This is a genomic window from Nonomuraea sp. PA05 (assembly GCF_008086045.1).
Classification (GTDB): Bacteria; Actinomycetota; Actinomycetes; order Streptosporangiales; family Streptosporangiaceae; genus Nonomuraea; species Nonomuraea monospora.
Genome location: NZ_VSEY01000025.1, coordinates 118,230 through 138,172, shown reverse-complemented (window position 1 = coordinate 138,172; position 19,943 = coordinate 118,230). Strand labels below are relative to the sequence as shown.

Genomic DNA, 19,943 nt, shown 5'->3' with positions numbered 1-19,943 from the left:
GGCGTTATCACAGGTGATCGCTATTTTTCCGTTTTTCCTTGGGCATCGTCATCCCCCTGATCACCAAGAGGACCGTTGACCAGCTTGCGCATGAGCTCGCTCAGCGTCTCGACGTCCTCGGGGGTGAGCGGGGAGGCCAGGCGGGTCAGGTTGGCGGCGTGCTCGGTGAGGGCGTCGTCGATCACGCGCAGGCCCTCCTCGGTCAGCCTGACGCGGAAGCTGCGCCGGTCGGCCGGGTCGAGGCTGCGCTCGACCAGCCCGGCGGCCTCCAGCCGGTCGAGCCGGTTGGTCATGCCCGCTCGCGACATCATCAGCACGTCCGACAGCTCGGAGGGGATCAGCGTGTACGGCGGCCCCGCCCTGCGCAGCGCCGCCAGCACGTCGAACTCGCCCTGACGCAGGCCGCGCCTGGTGAAGACCTGATCGACCTGCGGCATCGACAGGCGCATCGCCTGGGCGATCCTGCCGAAGACCCCCATGGCCGACAGGTCGAGATCGGGCCGCTCGCGCCGCCACTGCTCCAGGATCCTGTCGATGGCGTCGCCCATGACCTCGCATCCTAGCCGCGCCGGCGCTCAGAGGGCTGTCAGTGGGCGGTGCCCGACTCCAGGGTCACGAGCGCGTCCGGGCAGGGGCCGAGGATCACCAGCAGCGGCGAGCCGGCCGGGCTGGCCAGCTCCAGCTCGGTGATGTTCCCGTGCACGGTCTGCGCGGGCGCCCCCAGGTCACCGTCCCTGAAGCTGATGATCCGCTCCACGGACGGCGCCGCCGCGTGCAGCAGCTTCCTGGTGGCGTGCCGCAGCCACCGCAGCTCGCTGTTGACCCGCCGCCAGGTGGCCGGGATCATGCTGACCGCCTCGGCCCGCGTCCCCAGCCGGAGCGTGACGCGCCCGCTGGACCCGAACCGGTCCTTCAGCACCGGGTTGACCACGAACATGCCGGACCGCAGCGCCCGCACGCCCTGCCGGTTGACGTTGGCCAGCCCGCCCGCGCTGATCAGCGAGTACAGCTCGCACCGCGACCCGTCGAGCGTGTCGGGGTCGTAGTCGGTCGGCGGCGGCTCCTCGAACACGACCTTGTCCAGCCGCACCCCGGCCACCCCGTCGGCGGCGACGCGCCCGGACACGGCTTCGCGCACCTCGTCGCAGACGCCGTCGCCCTCGGTGACGTCCAGCGCCTCGACGCAGATCAGGCCGTCGTCGGGGATCTCCTCAGGGGTGAGGTCGAACGCCACCTGGGCGTGCGCCTTCTTGCCGCGCAGCAGCACGCACTGGCGCAGCCGTCCCTGGGAGCGGATCTGCACGAGACGCGGCAGCGTGACGGCCTCGTTGCGGCCGGTGTGCCAGCCGCTCACGGACCGCTCGTCCGCCGACAGCGACACCAGCACCCGCAGCGGCCGTCCCTGCGCCGACACCTTGAACCCGGCCAGCCCCGACGTCTCGAACCTGCCCACGATCTGGCTGCCGCGACGCAGCCGGTCGGTGACTTGCAGGGGGGCGATCCGGCCGTTGGTCAGGTGGACGGGCGGGATGGCGGGAAGGATCACCTGGTCCAGGTCTGTGGCGGATCCTGCGCTGGTCATCGGATGCTCCTGGAGGGAATGGTCGGAATGCTGTGAAAGGTGCTCACCGGGCGTTCCCCAGGGGGATCAGCGCGGCGGGGTCGTGGAAGTCGAAGCGGGTGAGCATGGGCTCGCGCCGCTCCCACATCCGCCGCACCGCGGCGTACAGGGGATCCCCGCCGGGCTCCACGTGCCGCAGGTTGACGGCCAGCGCCCGCGCGTAGTCGTCCGCCTGCTCCCAGTGCGGCAGGAGCTGGCTCGGCACGTCGGACCCGCAGCGGCGCAGCCATAGCCACAGCCGGGCGCGCTCGCGCTGCTCGGGCCCGAGCACGGGCTCCCCCTTGGCCTGCTTGGCGATGGCGTCCGCGAGCAGCCGGCGATGCTCGTACGGCGAGCCGGGCACGTGCGCGGCCCCGCAGGCGCCGCCCTCCGCCCAGCCGGCCTGGATGACGGGGATGCCGAAGCCGGGCAGGTCGCTGTCGCCGAACGCGACGGCCACGTCCGTCATGCTCCACGACATGGTGGTGGACAGGGTTGCGCCGACGCACCGGATGCGGGGGTGGCCGGCGGCGGGCACGGGGTCGTGGAAGAGCCAGTTGGCCGACTCGTCGGCGGCGGCGTAGTCGACGGTGGCGTCGAACAGCTCCGTGTCCCGGTCGGGCGTGTGGCGGAACACCGCGATGGTGGGCCGGTCGGCGTCGATGCCGAGGCGGGCGCAGCCGTGGTGGCGCAGTTGCCGGCGTTCGGTGTCCGTACGGACCTGGTAGTCGCTCCTGGCCCGCCAGGCGACCCGCTCGGCACTGGGCCTGATGAGGTCCCTGTGCGGCCAGACGTGCCGTTCGAAGAAGGCGCCGATCCTGGCGGGCAGCTCGTCACCCATGGAGCACGGCCCCTGGTCGGGGAAGAGCGCGTAGGCCTGCAGCGTCCCGGTTCCGTGCACGTGCACGACGGGGAGGTCGCGGGCCACGGCCCGGTCGGCCCGGCTGGTGACCAGCGCGAGGGGCGGCGCTTCCGGTCGCGGGTCCTGGACCGCGCCGTACGCGCGGGCCAGCGGCATCCATTCCGCCCTGGTCAGCACGGCCAGCCGCGCGGAGAGCAGCCCGCAGACGGCTCTGGCGACCGTCAGCGTGCGCGCCACGATCCGCAGGTCCTCGTCGTACGCCTCCGCCACGACGCACCCGTCACCGCCGGGGCTGTTTCCCCAGCAGGCACTGGCAGCGGCGAGCAGCCGATCGACGTGCCCGCCGTCACCGCCGACGCGACGACGCATAGCCCCTCCACCAAGAAATGCCTCGGTGGAACGCTGCCAGACCGGTCCGCGAAGGCCGGGCGGGCGACACGGTTTTTTGCCTGGGCCTGGGGGAATCTCGAACAACCCCAGAGATCTCAGGAGCCCCACGGTGCACGAACCCGCCGATGACCCCGATTCCGGCGAAAAACCCCGAACAATCCGGCCTTGCCGAACGTCCAAGTTTTTACCCGGAGCATGTCATGCCCGGGTTTAGGATGCACCGTATTGCCAGGATGGGGAGGTTTTACCAGCATGGGTTCCCGTTTGTCGAGTGTCGCACGCCTGACGGCGGCGGCTGCCGCGGCCGGTGTGGTCGCCGCGGCGATCGCCTTGCCTGCGGTCGGGGGTACAGGAGCGATGTTCGTCTCGGCATCGGAGGATCTGGGCATCAAACCCGAGGACCTCGCCGAGCCTCCTCTCGCGGAGAAGACGGAGATCCTGGACGCCGAGGGCAACCAGATCGGGCAGTTCTACGAGGAGTACCGCGAGACGATCTCGCTCGACCAGGTCGCCCCGATCATGAAGACGGCGATCATCTCCATCGAGGACTTCCGCTTCTACGAGCACGGCGCCATCGACATCGAGGGCACCATCCGGGCCCTGGCCAAGAATTTCACCTCCGGCGGCATCGCCCAGGGTGGCTCGTCCATCACCCAGCAGTACGTCAAGCAGGTGCTGCTCAACTCGGCGACCACCAAGGAGGAGCAGGCGGCGGCGCTGGAGGCCAGCTACGCCCGCAAGCTGCGTGAGCTGCGCTACGCGATGGCGGTCGAGGAGAAGTACACCAAGGACCAGATCCTGGAGAAGTACCTCAACATCGCCTACTTCGGCGCCCACGCCAACGGCATCGAGGCGGCGGCCAAGCGCTTCTTCGGCGTGAAGGCCTCCGAGCTGAACCTGGTACAGGCCGCGACCCTGGCGGGCGCCGTGCAGGACCCCAACGCCACGGACCCCAACCTGGGCAAGAAGCAGCGGGCGAAGCTGCTGTCGCGACGCAACGTGGTGCTCGACCGGATGGCCGAGCTGAAGAAGATCACCCCGGAAGAGGCGGCCGAGGCCAAGAAGAAGCCGCTCGGCTACAAGGGCACTCCCCTGCCCGGCGGCTGCGAGGCCAGCCCCTATCCGTACTTCTGCATGTACGTGCGCAACGAGGTGCTCAGCAACGAGGACTTCGGCAAGACGGCCAAGGCCAGGAGCCAGTACCTCAACCGCGGCGGCCTGAAGATCCAGACGACGCTGGACCCGAAGATGCAGAAGGCTGCCGAGGCCGCGATCAAGAAGCACGTGTTCGCCTCCGACAACCCGGTCGCCTCCGAGGCGCTGGTGCAGCCGGGCACAGGCCAGATCAAGGCGATGGCCGCCAGCCGCAAGTACGGCAACAACAAGCGCAAGAAGGAGATGTCCTTCAACGTCGTGGCCGACAGGGTGCACGGCGGCGGCGTCGGCTTCCAGGCGGGTTCGACGTTCAAGACGTTCACGCTGATCACCGCCCTCAAGGAGGGCATGAAGCTGAACGACGGGTTCTCGGTCAGCAGCGGTTACCGTGCGCCGTACTACTCGACCTTCAAGAACTGCAAGGGCGACAACATCGGCGACCCCACCCACACCGTCACCAACGACGAGGGCGGCGGCGGCTTCCACTCGCTGCAGACCGGCACCTGGGGCTCGGTGAACACCTTCTTCATGAAGCTGGAGGAGCACGTCGGTCTCTGTGACACGATCAAGACCGCCAAGTCGCTGGGCATCAAGCGCTCCGACGGCCTGGACCTGACCGAGTACGAGACGTTCACGCTGGGCACCAACGAGATGGACCCGGTGACCGTGGCCAACGCGTACGCGGCGATCGGCGCGCGCGGCAAGTACTGCGCGCCGATGGCGATCACCAAGATCACCGACCGCGACGGCAAGGTGAAGAACTTCAAGCCGAAGTGCAAGCAGGCTCTGGACCCCGAGGTCGCCGACGCGGCCGCGGACATCCTGTCCGGCGTGTTCACCAAGGGCACGATGCGCGGCGTCGGAGGCATCGGCCGGCCCGCCGCGGGCAAGACCGGCACCACCGACGCGCAGGCCACCGCCTGGTTCGCCGGATTCACGCCGGACCTGGCCGGGGCGGTCAGCATCGGCGACTCGCGCGGCGCGCAGAAGTACAAGCTGAACGGCGTCACCATCGGCGGCCGTTACTACAGCTCGGTCTTCGGCGCCTCGATCCCCGGGCCGATCTGGAAGGACACCATGCTCGCCGCCCTGAAGGGCACGCCGGCGACGGACTTCACCCCGGTGAACAGCTCCCGCTTCGGCGGCTGCGGCTCCGGCTGCCGGCCGGTCGAGCGCACCGAGCCGCAGGGCGAGGACGACGGCACGCTCGACGACGTGGACATCGCCGATTTCGGCTGATCTTAGGTAGGAAGGGTTTCCTGATCGCCGGATGTGACAAATCGGGCATGGACAATATGTCGTGATCCACATCCGGCACAGAAACCTCTGTCGGTTACCAGTGCCTCTAGCTGAGCAAATTCGGAGTGCGTCCGTACTGCGGGACGCACTCCTTGCAAAGGCCCTATTAACAGCGGCGAAACATTGGTAACGTGGGAGCGCTCCCAGGATCTTTCCGCGAGGTGCTCCATGACCGAGCAGCCCACACTGGCACAGGTGGCGGCCGCTGCAGGGGTTTCCCCCGCGACCGCATCTCGAGTCCTCACAGGCTCGGTGCGGGTCAGTACCTCGACCCGCCGCCAAGTCTACGACGCCGTGTCCCGAATGGGATACGTCCGACAACGCGCGCCCCGGGGAACGGCCGCCAAGACCATGGCCGACGGCGTCACAGCCGTCGTCTGCGACCACCTTCCCCGGCTCTTCTCCGAGCCCTACTACGCCAGGCTCCTGTCCGCAGCGGGCGCCGTGATAGCCGAGCACGGCACCCACCTCATGGTGACCACCGTCACCCCCACCTCCTCCACGCTGCCCGCGTTGTCCGGCGCGGTGCTCATCGTGGGCGCGAGAGAGCGTCACCCCCTGGCGATCAAGTTATCCACCTCGGGCGTCCCCGTCCGCAACATCGGACGCCCGCCCCACGACCTCAAGCTGCCGTACGCCGACGTCGACAACCTCGACGGCGGCAGGCAGGCGGCCGAGCACTTCCTCCTGACGGGCCGCCGAAACGTGGCTGCCATCGGCGGCCCGCCGTCCTTACCCGGCGCCCGGGACCGGCTGGAAGGTCTGATACGCACCCTCCAGGCGGCGGGCGCACCCGACGTGCCGGTGGCCTACGGCGACTTCACCGCCGCCTCGGGTACCCACGCCATGCAATGGCTGTTACGCCACGCCCCCGGCCTCGACGCCGTCTTCGTCGCCTCCGACCTGATGGCGGCGGGCGCGATCCAGGCTCTGCGCAGAGCGGGGCGCAAGGTGCCGGCGGACGTGGCGGTGATCGGGTTCGACGACGCCCCGGTCGCCAGGCACACCGTCCCGGCCCTGACCACCATCCGCCAGCCCGTCGAGGAGCTCGCCACGGTCGCCACCCGGCTGCTCCTGACGGGGGCCGCGGGCATCGACCCCGTACTCCCTACGGAACTGGTCGTCCGTGAGTCGGCTTGAGCCCGGGGACGTACTGGCCCGCAGGTATCTGTTGCTGGACCCGCTGGCCCGCGGAGGCATGTCGGTCATCTGGCGCGCCTTCGACCAGTCCCTGCACCGGATGATCGCGGTCAAGGTGCTCACGGCCTCGCTGCACACCGACCCTGGAGAACGGGTCAGCGTGCGCAGCGAGGCCCGCGCCGCGGCCAGGTTCATCCACGCCGACTCCATCGAGATCTACGACTACGGGGAGACCGTCACCACGAGCGGCGGCGTCGCGGCGTACGTCGTGATGCCGCTGCTCGACGGCACCCCGCTGGCCGAACGCATCGAGAAGGGCCCACTGCCGTGGCACGAGGCCGCGGCCATCGCGCTGCGGCTGGCCCGCGTGCTGATGGCCGGGCACGCCCGCGGCCTGGTGCACAGGGACGTCACCGCCGAGAACGTGCTGCTCACCGCCGACGGGCCCAAACTGCTCGACTTCGGCATCGCGGCATGGGCGGGCGACCCCGACGACGACCGCGGCACCCCGCCCTACGTGGCCCCCGAGCGGCTGCTCGGCGCGCCGACCCATCCGGCCGTGGACGTCTACGCCCTGGGCGTGCTGCTGCACACGATGCTCACCGGGCGCACCCCGTACCCGGGGACGACGTGGGAGGAGATCGAGGCCGCGCACCGGACCGAGCCGCCGCCCCGCGTGGCGGGCGTGCCGTACGCGCTGGCCTCGCTCTGCCAGCGCTGTCTGGCGCACGAGCCGGAGGACCGGCCGACGGCGGCGCAGATCGTCTCAGGGCTGACCTCCACGCTCGGCACGGCGACGCTGGGCCGCCACGTGCGGCGCGGCCTCACGGTGGCCAGCTCGGCGGCTCTGGCGCTGTCGGCGCTGCTGTGGTTCCAGCAGACGCCGGCGCCCGAGCCGCTGCCGAAGCCCACACCGCCGGCGCCGTCGCCCACGGCCAAGCTGATCGAGAGCACGCCCAGCTCGGTGATCACCGTGGAGCAGGCCGCGGCCGGCTTCACGACCGTGCTCAGGGCGCGCACCCCGTGCGGCGCGACCGACGACGACGTGGTGCTCGACCTCACCCAGGTGCTCCAGAACGCGGTCACGCCGCGGCACGGCCCGTCCGCGCAGACCTCCGGCACCGGGAGCCTGCGCCAGAAGCTGTCCGACCGCCTCAGGGAGGGCAGGCTCAGCCCCGCCTGCCTGAGCGAGCTGGAGGCCCGGCTGGACGACATCGACACCGCATTGCGTCACGATTGATGAGGGGTACGGCAGCACCAGCCGTACCCCTCCATCGCGCGGGCGAGGGCCCCTCGCAAAGCGTGCCCGCGCGAGCTTCTAGGCGCAGGTGTAACCGCTGGGCACCTGCGTGTTCCCGGTCGGCCGCGTGGCCTGGTACCCGAACGAGGTACTGGCGCCGGCCGCCAGGTTCCCGTTGTGTGCCAGGCTCCTGACCGTCACGGTGCCGCCGCTGACGGTGTAGGTGGCGTTCCAGATGCCGGTGATCGTGTGCCCGGACGGCAGCGGGAAGGTGACGGTCCAGCCGTTCATCGCCGAGGTGCCGCGGTTGGCGACGGTGACGGGCTGGATGACGTACCCGTTGTTCCAGGCGGTCTGGGTGGTGGGCGTGACGGCGCAGCTCCCGCCGCCCCCACCGCCGGGCTGGGTGGTGACCGTGACGGTCGCCGAGTCCGGTGAGACGTTGCCCGCGGCGTCCCTGGCCCTGATCCGGTAGCGGTAGGCGGTGGACGGGCTCAGGCCGGTGTCGGTGTAGGAGGTGGCGCTGCCGCCGCCGACCCTGGTGAAGGTGTCGCCGGTGGCGCGCATGACGTCGTACCCGGTCACGCCCACGTTGTCGGTGGAGGCGGCCCAGGTGAGGGTGGCGCTGGAGGAGGTGACGTTCGAGGCCGTCGGCGTGCCGGGGGTGCTCGGCGGGGTCGGGTCGGCAGGGCCGCCGCCCGTACCGTAGGAGAAGGAGTTGACCGCCAGGCCGGTGCCGCCGATCCAGGGCTCGAAACCGGCCTGGACGCTGGTCAGGTACCACGACCGCTGGCCGTAGCCGCGGCTGACCACGTCGGAGTAGAAGGTGTCGATGGTGAAGTCGAGCGAGGTCGTGGGTGAGGTGCGCACGTAGGAGATCACGTTCCAGCCCACGTTGCCGAACCAGACCTGCCACGTCGAGCCGGCCAGGTTGGCGGTGCCGACCTGGGAGCCGATCGGCTGGATCGAGCCGGCCCTGTTGAGCCAGATCATCAGCTCGGCGCCGGTGTTCTGGCCGTCGGTGCGTGGGGTGGGGTCGAACCACAGGTCGTAGGAGGCGTTGTAGGTGCCCGAGCCCGGGTAGGTCATGCTCACGCTGCTGCGGAGGGCGGCGAAGCCCGACGCGCTCGCCTGCATGGGCAGGTTGCTGCCGGTGGTGCAGTTGGCGTAGTGGCAGCCGGCGTAGATCGACGGGTAGCCGGCCGGGGCGCCGCTGGTGGAGTTGTTGTGCGCGGACTGGGTGACGGTGAAGCCGCCGCTCTGGTTGACGTCGATGCACTGTGCGGTGCTCGCGCCCCAGACGTTGTTCTGCACGATGTAGCGGTTGCTCTGGATGCTCGTGGAGCCGTACTTCTCGCAGATCACCGGCGCGGCCTGGGCCGGCACGGCGAACAGGCCCATGCTCAGTAACGCCCCGATGATGAGGAAGATGTGCGCGTGCCTCATGGCGTGTTGCTCCCGCCTCTCTGACAGGTGAGTGTAGTGGGAGCGCTCCCAGCATCAGCCTCCTTTGGGGTCACGAACCGGGCAAGCACCCCTGGCCGTAAACGATCTGGAGCGGGCCTGGCCACCAGCGGAAATCATGACCAAGATCGGTTGAAAGTTTCACGGAACGTTGTCGGATTCGCGCCCATCGTGATTCAATGCGCTGGCCGGGCGGGCAGGTCGTGGGCAGGTTTCCTCTGTCGTCAGCGCAAGGGAATCCCCATGAAGTTCTTCAAGTCGGCGGCGGTCACCGCCGTCCTGGTCCTGATCACCAGTCTCCTGATGGCCCCCACGCAGGCGCAGGCCCACGGCGTGTCGATGTTCCCCGGCAGCCGTACGTTCCTGTGCTGGCAGGACGGTCTGCGGGAGAACGGGCAGATCCTCCCCTACAACCCCGCGTGTGCCGCAGCGGTCAACCAGAGCGGCGCGACCCCCTTGTACAACTGGTTCGCGGTGCTGCGCTCCGACGGCGCGGGCCGGACCACCGGGTTCATCCCCGACGGGCAGCTCTGCAGCGGCGGAACCGGCGGGCCCTATGACTTCTCGGCCTACAACGCGGTCCGCTCCGACTGGCCGCTGACCCACTTGACCTCCGGGGCGAGCATCCAGATGCGGCACAGCAACTGGGCCGAGCACCCCGGCGCGTTCAACTACTACGTCACCAAGAACGGCTGGAACCCCAACGGGCCGCTGAAGTGGTCCGACCTGGAGCCGTTCGGCAGCGTCACCAACCCGCCCAAGTCCGGCGGCGCGGGCGGCCTCAACTACTACTACTGGAACGCCCAGCTCCCGTCCGGCAAGAGCGGCCGGCACATCATCTTCACGCACTGGATCCGCTCGGACAGCAACGAGAACTTCTACAGCTGCTCGGACGTCACCTTCGACGGCGGCAACGGCCAGGTCACCGGCGTCGGCCCCGGCGGCAGCAGCCCCGGCCCGACCCCCACGGTGACGCCCACCGACCCGGCCCCCACCGGCGCCTGCACGGCCACGTGGAAGGCCACCAACACCGGCTGGGCCGGCCACTTCCAGGGCGAGGTGACCGTCAAGAACAGCAGCACCAGCTCGATCAACGGCTGGACGGTCAAGTGGACCTACGCCAACGGTGAGGGCTTCGACGGCTCACCGTGGAACGGCGTGCTGACCACGCAGGCCCCCAACGTGACGGTCAAGAACGCCAGCTACAACGGGCAGCTCGCGCCGAACGCGACCACCGCGTTCGGGTTCAACGCGACAGGCTCGGTCCCGGCCACCGCCCCGACCCTGACCTGCACCAGCCCGTGATCAAATCCCGTCGCGGGCTCATCGCGGCGATCGTCACCCTGGCCGGCGTCGTGCTGGCCGGGGTGACGTTCTTCGTTGCCAGGCAGCCGTCATCGACGCTGAACGACGAGCTCGCCGCCCAGGTGACCCTGATACTGGAGCAGGCCTCGCCAGGCGAGCACCACGCCCACGGGCACAGCGGCTTCGACTCCCGCGTCGTGTGCGCCGTGGAGCCCTTCGGCACCGAGCCGCCGAACGCCACCGCGCTGGTCGAGGTGCGCTGGGTCTACGCCCGCCACCTGTGCGCGATCACCGGGGAGAGCCCCGACTGGGCGGCCTCCGTGCGCGCCTCAGGGCCCATCGCCGTCAAGATCGACATCCCGCCCGAGGTCAGGGTGCCCAAGGCCGGGGCCGGCTATCCGGACCGGGTCAGGCAGCTCATCCCCGAGCGCTACCACACGCTGGCGTTCGAGGAGTTCTCGGACGACTCGGCGATCGAGGCCGCGCGCGAGCGGTTCGCGCTGGCCTCCTCGACAGCCAAATAGGAACCACACGAAAACGGACGCGGCCGAGGTGGAGGTTCTCGGCCGCGTCCGTCCCATCCGGGCGGGGATGGTTTCGGGCAGGGATTCGATGGGTTAGTGCCTCACCTCCTCATACGCACCTGTCGATCGGGCGGTTCAGGTGGAACCGCCCCCGCCGCGGCTGCGGCGGGGGCGGGATCGTGGGTCAGGCCGGGGTGCAGGTGATCGGGTTCGGAGCGGTGGAGGTCCCGTTCGCGATGAAGCCGAACGTGGTCGTCGCGTTCGGCGCGAGCGAGCCGTTCCACGCCTCGTTCCTGACCGTCACCGTCCCGCCGGACACCGTGTGCCTGCCTCCCCAGAGCTGGGTGATCGTGTTGGCGGAGCTCCAGGCGACCGTCCACGCGCTGGTTGCGGACGTGCCGTCGTTCTTCACCGTCACCTCGGCCTGGTACGCGCCGCCCCACGAGCCGATCACCTTGTAGGTGGCCGTGCACCCGCCGGTCGGCGCGCTGGTGGTGGTGAACGCGGTGCCGTCGGAGGCGGCCGAGCTGTTGCCCGCCGCGTCCCTGGCCACCACGGTCACCGTGTAGGCGGTGCCGGGCGTCAGCCCGCTCAGGTCGAACGACGTCGTCGTGACCGTGCCTGCCTTGGCGGACCCCAGGTAGACGTCGTAACCGGTCACGCCGACGTCGTCCGTGGACGCCGCCCAGCTCGCCCGCGCACCCGTCGCGGTGATCCCGGACACCGAGGGCTTGCCGGGTTTGCTGGGCGGCGTCCCGTCCACGGTGCCCGACGTGGTGAACGCCGTGCCGTCGGACTGCGCCGAGGTGTTGCCCGCCGCGTCCCTGGCCACCACGTGGGCGGTGTAGGCCGTGGCGGGGGTGAGACCGCTCAGGTCGAACGTCGTCGTGGTGGCCGTGCCTGCCTTGGCGGACCCCAGGTAGACGTCATAGCCGGTCACGCCGACGTTGTCGGTGGAGGCCGTCCAGCTCAGCCTGGCCGAGGAGCCCGTGATCGCCGAGACGGCGGGCTTGCCCGGCTTGCTGGGCGCGGTCGTGTCCTCCTCCACCGGACCTGGCGGCTCACCCCAGATCTTGGTGGCGCCGCTGTAGAGGGTGATGTGGTCGGTACGCACCGGCGTCGTGCCGGGCGTGGTCGGGATGCCCGCGTAGGACCAGTCGTTGGCCGGGTCCCAGGTCCCCGCGCTGCTGATCCTGAACTGCACCTCCCTGCGGTGCTGCGACTGCCCGGCGGGCGCGATGACCTGGCCCGAGCAGTCGATCGCCACGTAGTACGTGCTGCCGCTCGCCTGGTGCAGCGTCGGCGCCTTGCACTGCGTGTAGGCCGACGACACGCTGATCTGCGAGGCGGTCGTCGAGCCGTCGAGGGTGAAGTAATAGCGGAACGAGCCGTCGGACAGGACCCTGGCGGGCCACGCCGACTGGTTGCGGACCAGCGCCTTGATCTCGGTGAAGTTCGTGCCGGAGGCGTTCACCCCGGCCTCGACGAAGATCTCCGGCCCGTCCGGGGTCTCCTGGGTGGGGAAGCTCGCCGCCGGGGCGCCGCCGTACTCCTTGTAGAGCCTGGCCAGCGCGCTGGTGAAGCCGGCGTTGTAGTCGGTGGCGACCTCGTTCATGACGTAGTCGTCACGCTTGTCGGTGTAGGCGTCGTTCGGGTCGGGCGGGCCGCCGACGAGCGCCCCGTACAGGGTGTGGCGCGTCTGCTCGGGGTTGGTGATCTGGTCGGTCCACGAGCCGTGCGCCGTGCGGTGGTGCGGGTTCTTCGGCGGGTTCGCCCCGAAGCCGACCACGTAGGAGGAGTTGCGTGGGTTGTCGCCGAGCGCGTAGTTGATCTGCCGCACCGCGAAGTCGTGGTAGCGGGCCTTGCGCGTGGCGTCGGTGATCGTGTCGCTGTGCACGAGCGCCGCGAAGGAGGTGTTGGCCGCGTACCGCAGCGAACCCCACCGGTCCAGCACCGCCTGGCCGCCCGGCGAGTACGCCACCTTCTGGCCGTTCACGCCGACCGTCCAGAAGTCGAGCCAGCGGTTGGCGTCGTCCAGGTACTGCTGCTTGCCGGTCAGCTTGTGCAGCAGCACGTACGCGCCGTACGACTTGTCGTCCCAGGCGATCGTCCACTTGTAGGACTTGGTGGTGCTCTGCGGCTCGGTGCCCAGGTTGGCGTAGCCGCTCTCGGCCTTGGCCAGGTACGCGGCGTCGTTCGTGGCCCGGTAGAGCCAGATCGCGCCCCACACCAGCTCGTCGTTGTAGCCGCTCCAGGAGTTGTAGAAGCTGGAGGCGTCGGTGACGCACTCGCTGTACTTCTTCCTGACCGTGTCGGCGAAGGAGTAGAGCTGCTTGGCGTGCGTCACCAGCGTGTCGGCATACGACGGATTTGTCGGGCGGAAGACGATCGAGGAGGCCGCCATCGCCGCCGCCGTCTCACCCGCCAGGTCAGACCCGCCGCACGACGCGTCGATCTTGTACGCGGGCCTGTTCATCGCCATCGCCTCGGCCGGGCCCCACCAGGCGTGGTCCGTGCCGCCGTTGCCGACCTGCCCGTACAGCACGTTCGCCGACGGGTGGGCCTTGATGAAGTAGTCGTTGACGTACTTGAGGTTGTTCAGCAGGTGGGTGAGCTGGCCGGAGCCCGCGTACGCGTCGCGGTACTCCACCGCGCCCCAGGCCAGCATGGTGGCGGAGAACGCCATCGGGAAGCCGAACTTGACGTGGTCGCCCGCGTCGTACCAGCCGCCCGTGAGGTCCACGCCCACGTCCTTGCCGTCGTTCAGGCCCGAGTCGCCGCGCCAGGAGACGCGGTTCCAGTCGGACAGCGCGCCCGACTGCTGGGCCTCGTAGAACCACAGCGACTTCTGCAACGCCTCGCCGTACGCGAAGGCGGGCGCGGCGGCGGTCGCGGCGGCCGTCGTAGCGGCGGTCGCGGCAGAGGCCGCCGGCCCCGCCCCCATGGAGAGGGGCAGGACCAGCGACGCCGCAGCCAGGAGAGCTGCCTTTCTGATCACGGGAAGAGCCGCCCGTACTCGGCCAGGGCGACGGCCACGTCCACCTGCGCCCAGAACCGGTGGTAGTTGAAGACCGGCGCGGGGCCGGTGCCGTTCAGGAACGCCTGGACCCTCGGCCAGTCAGGGTCGTCCTCGTAGAACGACCTGATCGACAGGAACGTGGAGTTCGAGTTGATCGCGTCACCGTTGGGCATCTCGCCGCTCCAGCCCGGCGGCACGTACACCGGGTCGTCCACGCGCTGGTAGTCGGTCTTGGTCTCCGGCACCGAGACGCCTTCCGCGTCCCGGTTGTCCCAGATGCCGTCCAGCAGCGCCTTGGCCGTGTCACGCGCCTCGGCGTGGTTGGCCTTGGCCGCGTAGTACATCAGCACCTTGGCGTACGCGCCGGCGACGCCGACGTCCTGGGTGTGGTCCACGACGGTGACGTGCAGGCCGGGGTTGGCCGGCGGCATGCCCGTGGTGGCGCTGAAGTTGCCCGCGGGCTGGCCCGTCCACCGCAGGGTGGAGGGGATCTGGTAGCTGCCGTCGGCGTTGATCGTGGTGTTGTCCAGCGCCCACGTCACCCACTTGTCCAGCAGCGCCTTGGCGTCGGCGTTGCCGGTGGCGTAGTAGAGCTGCGCCACCCGGTCCATCGTCCACGCCTGGAAGCCGAACCACTGGTTCGACGGCGGGTCGTGGTAGACCGGCTGCCAGTCGTAGGTCATGCCGTGGAACTTCGGCAGGCCCGCGGGCGGCGTGGCGTAGTGGCCCTCCCAGCTGTTGGTCGCGCCGCCGGCGATGGCGCCCTCGGCCGACTGCAGCCACGTGTAGAACTGCAGCTGGCGGGTCAGGCTGGTGCTCCAGTCGGCCGCGCCGGTGGAGCTCTTCGGCTTGAGCTCGGTCACGTTCGACAGCGCCCAGGCAGCCAGCGGGTTCTGGTAACCGGAGTGGTTGTGGCTGGAGCCGATGCGCCACGCCCAGCCGGCGCTGGAGTCGGTCGCGCCGCCCCAGGCGTAGTACCAGCTCAGCAGGTAGTTCGAGGCGTTCTTGCCGGTGCCCGCCGGGCAGGACGTGCTCGTGCACCCGGGCTGCTTGAAGTACTTGTCGTACATCGAGTAGCGCAGGTAGTCGCCCATCTTGGCGGCCTTGGTCACGGTGGCGGAGATGTCCCCGGCCTTGTTCTGCTCCTTGGCCCAGGTCAGCGCCCAGTAGGCGGCCTGGACGGCGCGGGCGTCGGCGTCGGGGGCGTTGGTGTACTTCCACTGCTTGGCGTACGAGGCGTCCTTGGTGAACAGGTCCAGGTAGCCGTTGGGCCCGCCGTGGGCGAAGGTGTCGCAGGACGGCTGCGGGATCGTCTCGAAGACCGACTCCTCCGGGCCGCGCTGGTAGGTGTTGATGTAGGCGGGCCTGGTGGTGCCGTCGCCGCAGCGGCCGAAGCCGTAGGTGTTGTCGACGTCCAGCAGCCAGTGCATGCCGTAGATGTCGCGGGTGCCGTACGCGGTCTGCAACTCGCTCGCGATCGGGTCGGTGCCGACCGTGACGCCGCTGTCGAGCTGCGACGGGTAGTTGCTGATCGTGTTCGACTCCGGCGCGTACGTCGCCGGCTTCGAGGCGTTGTAGAAGCTGTTCGTCGGCTGGTCGGCGGTGGCCGGGATGATGTACTTCTCCATCGAGGCCCACGCGGCGTTGAACTTCGACCAGTCACCGGTCACGCGCCCGTAGGCCGCCTCCAGCCACAGGTAGTAGCTGTAGGCCTCGGACGTGGTCTCGTGCCCGTGGTCCGGCGCCTCGACCATGAAGGTCTCGATCGAGTGGTACGGCACGCCCTCGGGCGAGAAGTACCCGTTGGCCGGGTCGTGCAGCTCGTTGTAGAGCTCGACGAAGCGCTGCACGTACACGTTGTTGCCGCCGACGTCGTCGTCCGCCTCGTTGGCGGTGACGTCCACGGCGGTGTAGCCGGTGGCGCTGATCCGGAAGACGGCCGAGCCGGCCGTCGTGTCGGTGTCGTTGGCCGCCGACAGCGTGAAGGTCTGCTCGGTGTTCCAGTTGGACGGCGTGAACGTCCTGGTCGCGGGCGAGACCGTGAGGTCGGTGTCACCGCTGACGCGCGCCGCGGAGACGGTCACGTTCGCTGACGGCGCCTGCGACAGCTTCACGCCGACGTTCGCGGTGCCCGCCTCGGGCACGGACACCGTCGTCGGGCTCACCACGAGCGCCGGGCCGGTGTTCGGCGAGACCGTGATCCCGACCGGGGACGAGGTGGTGACCAGGCCGGCGTTGTCGGTCGCCCTGGCGGTGATCGAGTAGCTGCCCGCCGCCACGTTCTGCCAGTTGTAGCTGTACGGCGAGGAGGTGTCGGTGCCCAGCAGCGTGGAGCCCTGGTAGAAGTCGACCTTGGCGACGGTGCCGTCGGCGTCGGCGGCGTTCGCCGAGATCGGCACGGTGGCCGGGGCGGTGAACGTCTGGCCGGCGGTCGGCGAGGTCAGCGACACGGTGGGCGCGGTGCCTGTGCCGCCGCAGGTGACGCCGTTGACGCTGAAGGAGGTCGGGCTGGGGTTGCTGCCCGTCCAGGTGCCGTTGAAGCCGATGTTGGTGGAGGCGCCGGTGGCCAGGTTGCCGTTCCACGGCATGTTCGTGCCGGTCACGCGGGTGCCGGACTGGCTCCAGTTCGCGCCCCAGCCGGACGGCGTGTACCTCTGGCCCGTCGTCGGGTAGTCGAAGGCCAGCGTCCACGACGTGATGGGGTCGCCGGTGTTCTTCAGCGTGATGTTGGCGGTGAAGCCGCCCTGGTTCTGGCCGCTCGTCCACTGGTTGGCCGCGTACGTCACGTCGCACGCCACGGCCGCCTGGGCGGGCACGGCCGTGACAGCCGAGGTCACACCCGCCACGAGGACAAGAGTCGTAGCCACGGCCAGGCGTTTCGATAAGCGGGTCACAAGAAGGGGAGGTCTGTACTTCACGAGGTCTCCATGGGAGTAGGGGTGTGGGAGCGCTCCCAAAGTGGATTGTGGGTGCCCTCCGGCGTATGTCAACGGAATGGCGTCGTCGTAACCCTCGTGTTTCCTCTCACCAGGCTGGCCAGGATGAAAGTTTCATCCACGTTCCGGGGCATTCAACGAGCATGCGGGGCGGTGGCCGCCTTCTCGGCGGAGGGCCGATTTACACAGCCTCTGCCGCGGCAGACCATGGGAGCGCTCCCAGCCATCTAGCACTGGAGATGATCGCTCGTGAGACTCCACCGCGGCCTTCGCAAATGGGCCGTGACCATGACCGCCGCGAGTGTCGCGGCCTTAGGCCTCGTCGTCGGCCAGGGCACGGCCGCGAACGCCGCCGTCGCCTGCGACGTGACCTACACAGCCAACTCGTGGACGAGCAGCCCTGGTCAGGGCGGATTCACCGCGAGCATCACGTTGAAGAACACCGGCGACCCGCTGAGCTCCTGGTCGCTGGCCTTCGACTACCCGACCACCGGTCAGAAGTACACGCCGTCCGGCTGGGGCGCGAACTGGAGCCAGTCCGGCACCCGCGTGACCGGCACCAACATGCCCTACAACGGCAGCCTGGCCACCGGCGCCTCCGTCTCCATCGGCTTCAACGGCACCTGGACCGGCACCAACCCGAACCCGACGACGTTCAGCGTCAACAACACCACCTGCGGCGGCACGAACCCGACCACCCCGTCGGTGGTCACCTCCTCCAGCGCCGTGGCGGTCAACGAGGGCGGCACCGCCACCTTCACCGCGCGCCTGTCCTCCGCGCCCAGCTCGAACGTGACCGTGACGACCGCCCGCACCACCGGCGACACGGACCTCACCGTCAGCTCCGGCGCCTCGCTCACCTTCACGCCGAGCAACTGGAGCACCGCGCAGACCGTCACCCTGGCCGCCGCCCAGGACTCCGACACCACCGCCGGCACCGCCGCCTTCAGCCTCAGCGGCACCGGCGTCACCGGAGCCACGGTCAACGCCACCGAGGTGGACGACGACGGCACCGTCGAGCAGTCGATCGTGGTCACCCCGACCTCGGTCACCGTCCCCGAGGGCTCGACCGGCACGTTCACCGCGCGCCTGGCCGCCCAGCCCAGCTCCAGCGTGACCGTCACCACGACGGCCGGCAGCGGCGACAGCAACCTCACCGTCAGCTCCGGCGCCTCACTGACCTTCACCACGTCGAACTGGAACACCCCGCAGACGGTCACCCTGGCCGCCGCGCAGGACACCGACACGACGAACGGCAGCCGCACCTTCACCGTCGCCTCCACCGGCCTGACCTCCCGCACGGTCACCGCCACCGAGGCCGACGACGACGGCGGCCCCAACCCGACCCACGTCGAGAACCCGTACGCCGGCGCCACCGGCTACGTGAACCCGAACTGGAGCGCCAGGGCCGCGGCCGAGCCCGGCGGCTCGGCGGTCGCCAACACCTCCACCGCCGTGTGGATGGACCGCATCGCCGCCATCGCCGGCACCGGCGGGGCGATGGGCCTGCAGGCCCACCTCGACGAGGCCGTCAGGCAGGACGCCGCCAACGGCTCCGCGCCGCTGACCATCCAGATCGTCATCTACAACCTGCCCAACCGCGACTGCTCGGCGCTGGCCTCCAACGGCGAGCTGCTCATCGCCCAGGACGGGTTCAACCGCTACAAGACCGAGTACATCGACCCGATCGCGGCCATCATGCGCAGCTCCGCCTACGCCGGCCTGCGCATCGTCACGATCATCGAGCCCGACTCGCTGCCGAACCTCGTCACCAACCTCAACTCCTTCGAGAAGTGCCGCGAGGCCAACGGCGCCGGTGGCTACCGTGACGGCGTCCGCTACGCCCTCAACCAGCTGCACGCCATCCCGAACGTCTACACCTACATCGACGCCGCCCACCACGCCTGGCTGGGCTGGGACTCGAACTTCCAGCCGTCCGTGAACCTCTTCCACGAGACCGTCGCCGCCACCACCGCCGGCGTCGACAGCGTGGACGGCTTCATCGTCAACACCGCCAACTACTCGGCCACCTCCGAGCCGTACTTCACCATCAACTCCATGGTGGGCAGCACCTCGGTCAGGCAGTCCAAGTGGGTGGACTGGAACTGGTACGTGGACGAGCAGACCTTCGCCACCGCCCTGCGCAACGCGCTCATCGCCAAGGGCTTCCGCTCGGGGCTCGGCATGCTGATCGACACCTCCCGCAACGGCTGGGGCGGCAGCGCCCGCCCGGGCGGGACGAGCACCTCGACCAACGTGGACGAGTTCGTCAACCAGTCGCGCGTCGACCGGCGCATCCACGCCGGCAACTGGTGCAACCAGAGCGGCGCCGGCATGGGCACCCGCCCGACCGCCAGCCCGGCCGCCGGCTTCGACGCCTACGTCTGGATCAAGCCCCCGGGCGAGTCCGACGGCGCCAGCACCGACATCCCGAACGACGAAGGCAAGAAGTTCGACCGGATGTGCGACCCGACCTACACCGGCAACAGCCTCAACGGCAACAACATGTCGGGCGCCAAGTCCGGCGCGCCGCTGTCCGGCCAGTGGTTCTCCGCGCAGTTCCGCGAGCTCCTGGCCAACGCCTACCCGCCCATCAACTGACCGCTCGTCAACTGACCGCTCATCAACTGAAAGGACCCGGCCGGCCGGGGACCCGCCTGACCCGGGCCCCCGACCGGCCAGAGGGACCCGCCTGACCCGGGTCCCTCAGCTACCGGAGGGGGTCCGGGCTTTCCGCCCGGGCCCCCTCTTCGTGCTCAGGACGTACGGCGTCCGCCACCGTGCCGCTGTGGATGCCGGGCTCCTTTCCCTGCCCAGAGGCAAGTCCTCTGACCGTCTGTTCCTGATTCGCGATTCCAAGGACCCTAGCCGCCGTCCAGTTTCCGGGCACCGCGAAGCGCCTTCCGATTGCGAGATCCGTGCCACGGTCAGGGTGGGCTCCCAACGGCCAAGCCGGTACATGGGATTCGGGCGGGCGAGGGCGAGCGGAGCGAGCGGGGTTTCGGGGGG

Annotated in this window: 12 protein-coding genes; 6 read left to right on the top strand and 6 right to left on the bottom strand. The window is 69.7% G+C overall.

What is annotated here, in order from left to right:
• Nucleotides 1–20 precede the first annotated feature (20 nt).
• Genes FXF51_RS35030 through FXF51_RS35020 form a run of 3 tightly spaced genes read right to left on the bottom strand, consistent with a single transcriptional unit; the run spans nucleotide 21 to nucleotide 2,831 of the window.
• The gene (locus FXF51_RS35030) at nucleotides 21–548 is read right to left on the bottom strand and encodes a MarR family winged helix-turn-helix transcriptional regulator (protein WP_148438989.1); all 528 of its coding nucleotides are present in this window, start codon (nucleotides 546–548) and stop codon (nucleotides 21–23) included.
• A gap of 38 nt (nucleotides 549–586) precedes the next feature.
• Nucleotides 587–1,582, bottom strand: coding sequence for a hypothetical protein (locus FXF51_RS35025; protein WP_148438988.1), 996 nt, complete (start codon nucleotides 1,580–1,582; stop codon nucleotides 587–589).
• Between the two features lie 43 nt (nucleotides 1,583–1,625).
• On the bottom strand, nucleotides 1,626–2,831 hold the full coding sequence (locus FXF51_RS35020) for a hypothetical protein (RefSeq protein ID WP_148438987.1): 1,206 nt from the start codon (nucleotides 2,829–2,831) through the stop codon (nucleotides 1,626–1,628).
• Between the two features lie 378 nt (nucleotides 2,832–3,209).
• Here FXF51_RS35020 and FXF51_RS35015 point away from each other — a divergent pair, with 378 nt between their 5' ends.
• The 3 genes from FXF51_RS35015 (at nucleotide 3,210) to FXF51_RS35005 (ending at nucleotide 7,686) form a co-directional block, all read left to right on the top strand.
• Nucleotides 3,210–5,246, top strand: coding sequence for a transglycosylase domain-containing protein (locus FXF51_RS35015; RefSeq protein WP_262380041.1), 2,037 nt, complete (start codon nucleotides 3,210–3,212; stop codon nucleotides 5,244–5,246).
• 228 nt (nucleotides 5,247–5,474) lie between these two features.
• On the top strand, nucleotides 5,475–6,446 hold the full coding sequence (locus FXF51_RS35010; RefSeq protein WP_148438985.1) for a LacI family DNA-binding transcriptional regulator: 972 nt from the start codon (nucleotides 5,475–5,477) through the stop codon (nucleotides 6,444–6,446).
• Nucleotides 6,433–7,686 carry a serine/threonine-protein kinase gene (locus FXF51_RS35005; protein WP_148438984.1) on the top strand — a complete coding sequence of 418 codons (1,254 nt, stop codon included), beginning with the start codon at nucleotides 6,433–6,435 and terminating at the stop codon, nucleotides 7,684–7,686. Before FXF51_RS35010 ends, FXF51_RS35005 begins: the two co-directional genes overlap by 14 nt.
• Nucleotides 7,687–7,764: 78 nt before the next feature.
• Here the strand turns inward: FXF51_RS35005 and FXF51_RS35000 are convergent, their stop codons facing one another.
• Nucleotides 7,765–9,132 (bottom strand): GH12 family glycosyl hydrolase domain-containing protein, encoded by a 1,368-nt coding sequence (locus FXF51_RS35000; protein WP_148438983.1) that lies wholly within the window; start codon nucleotides 9,130–9,132, stop codon nucleotides 7,765–7,767.
• Nucleotides 9,133–9,393: 261 nt separating this feature from the next.
• Between FXF51_RS35000 and FXF51_RS34995 the strand changes: the two genes are divergently transcribed.
• Both FXF51_RS34995 and FXF51_RS34990 read left to right on the top strand, forming a co-directional pair.
• Nucleotides 9,394–10,455, top strand: a complete 1,062-nt coding sequence (locus FXF51_RS34995) for a lytic polysaccharide monooxygenase (protein ID WP_148438982.1) — start codon at nucleotides 9,394–9,396, stop codon at nucleotides 10,453–10,455.
• The gene (locus FXF51_RS34990) at nucleotides 10,452–10,979 is read left to right on the top strand and encodes a hypothetical protein (RefSeq protein ID WP_148438981.1); all 528 of its coding nucleotides are present in this window, start codon (nucleotides 10,452–10,454) and stop codon (nucleotides 10,977–10,979) included. The genes FXF51_RS34995 and FXF51_RS34990 overlap by 4 nt, the downstream gene beginning before the upstream one ends.
• Before the next feature lie 184 nt (nucleotides 10,980–11,163).
• On the opposite strand, the gene FXF51_RS34985 is transcribed toward FXF51_RS34990, so the two are convergent.
• Together FXF51_RS34985 and FXF51_RS34980 are read right to left on the bottom strand one after the other, a co-directional pair.
• Nucleotides 11,164–13,923, bottom strand: a complete 2,760-nt coding sequence (locus tag FXF51_RS34985; RefSeq protein ID WP_148439049.1) for a glycoside hydrolase family 9 protein — start codon at nucleotides 13,921–13,923, stop codon at nucleotides 11,164–11,166.
• 50 nt (nucleotides 13,924–13,973) lie between these two features.
• Nucleotides 13,974–16,844 carry a glycoside hydrolase family 48 protein gene (locus FXF51_RS34980; protein WP_411268405.1) on the bottom strand — a complete coding sequence of 957 codons (2,871 nt, stop codon included), beginning with the start codon at nucleotides 16,842–16,844 and terminating at the stop codon, nucleotides 13,974–13,976.
• 378 nt (nucleotides 16,845–17,222) lie between these two features.
• Here FXF51_RS34980 and FXF51_RS63535 point away from each other — a divergent pair, with 378 nt between their 5' ends.
• Nucleotides 17,223–19,535 (top strand): glycoside hydrolase family 6 protein, encoded by a 2,313-nt coding sequence (locus FXF51_RS63535; RefSeq protein ID WP_148438980.1) that lies wholly within the window; start codon nucleotides 17,223–17,225, stop codon nucleotides 19,533–19,535.
• The last annotated feature ends 408 nt before the right edge of the window (nucleotides 19,536–19,943 follow it).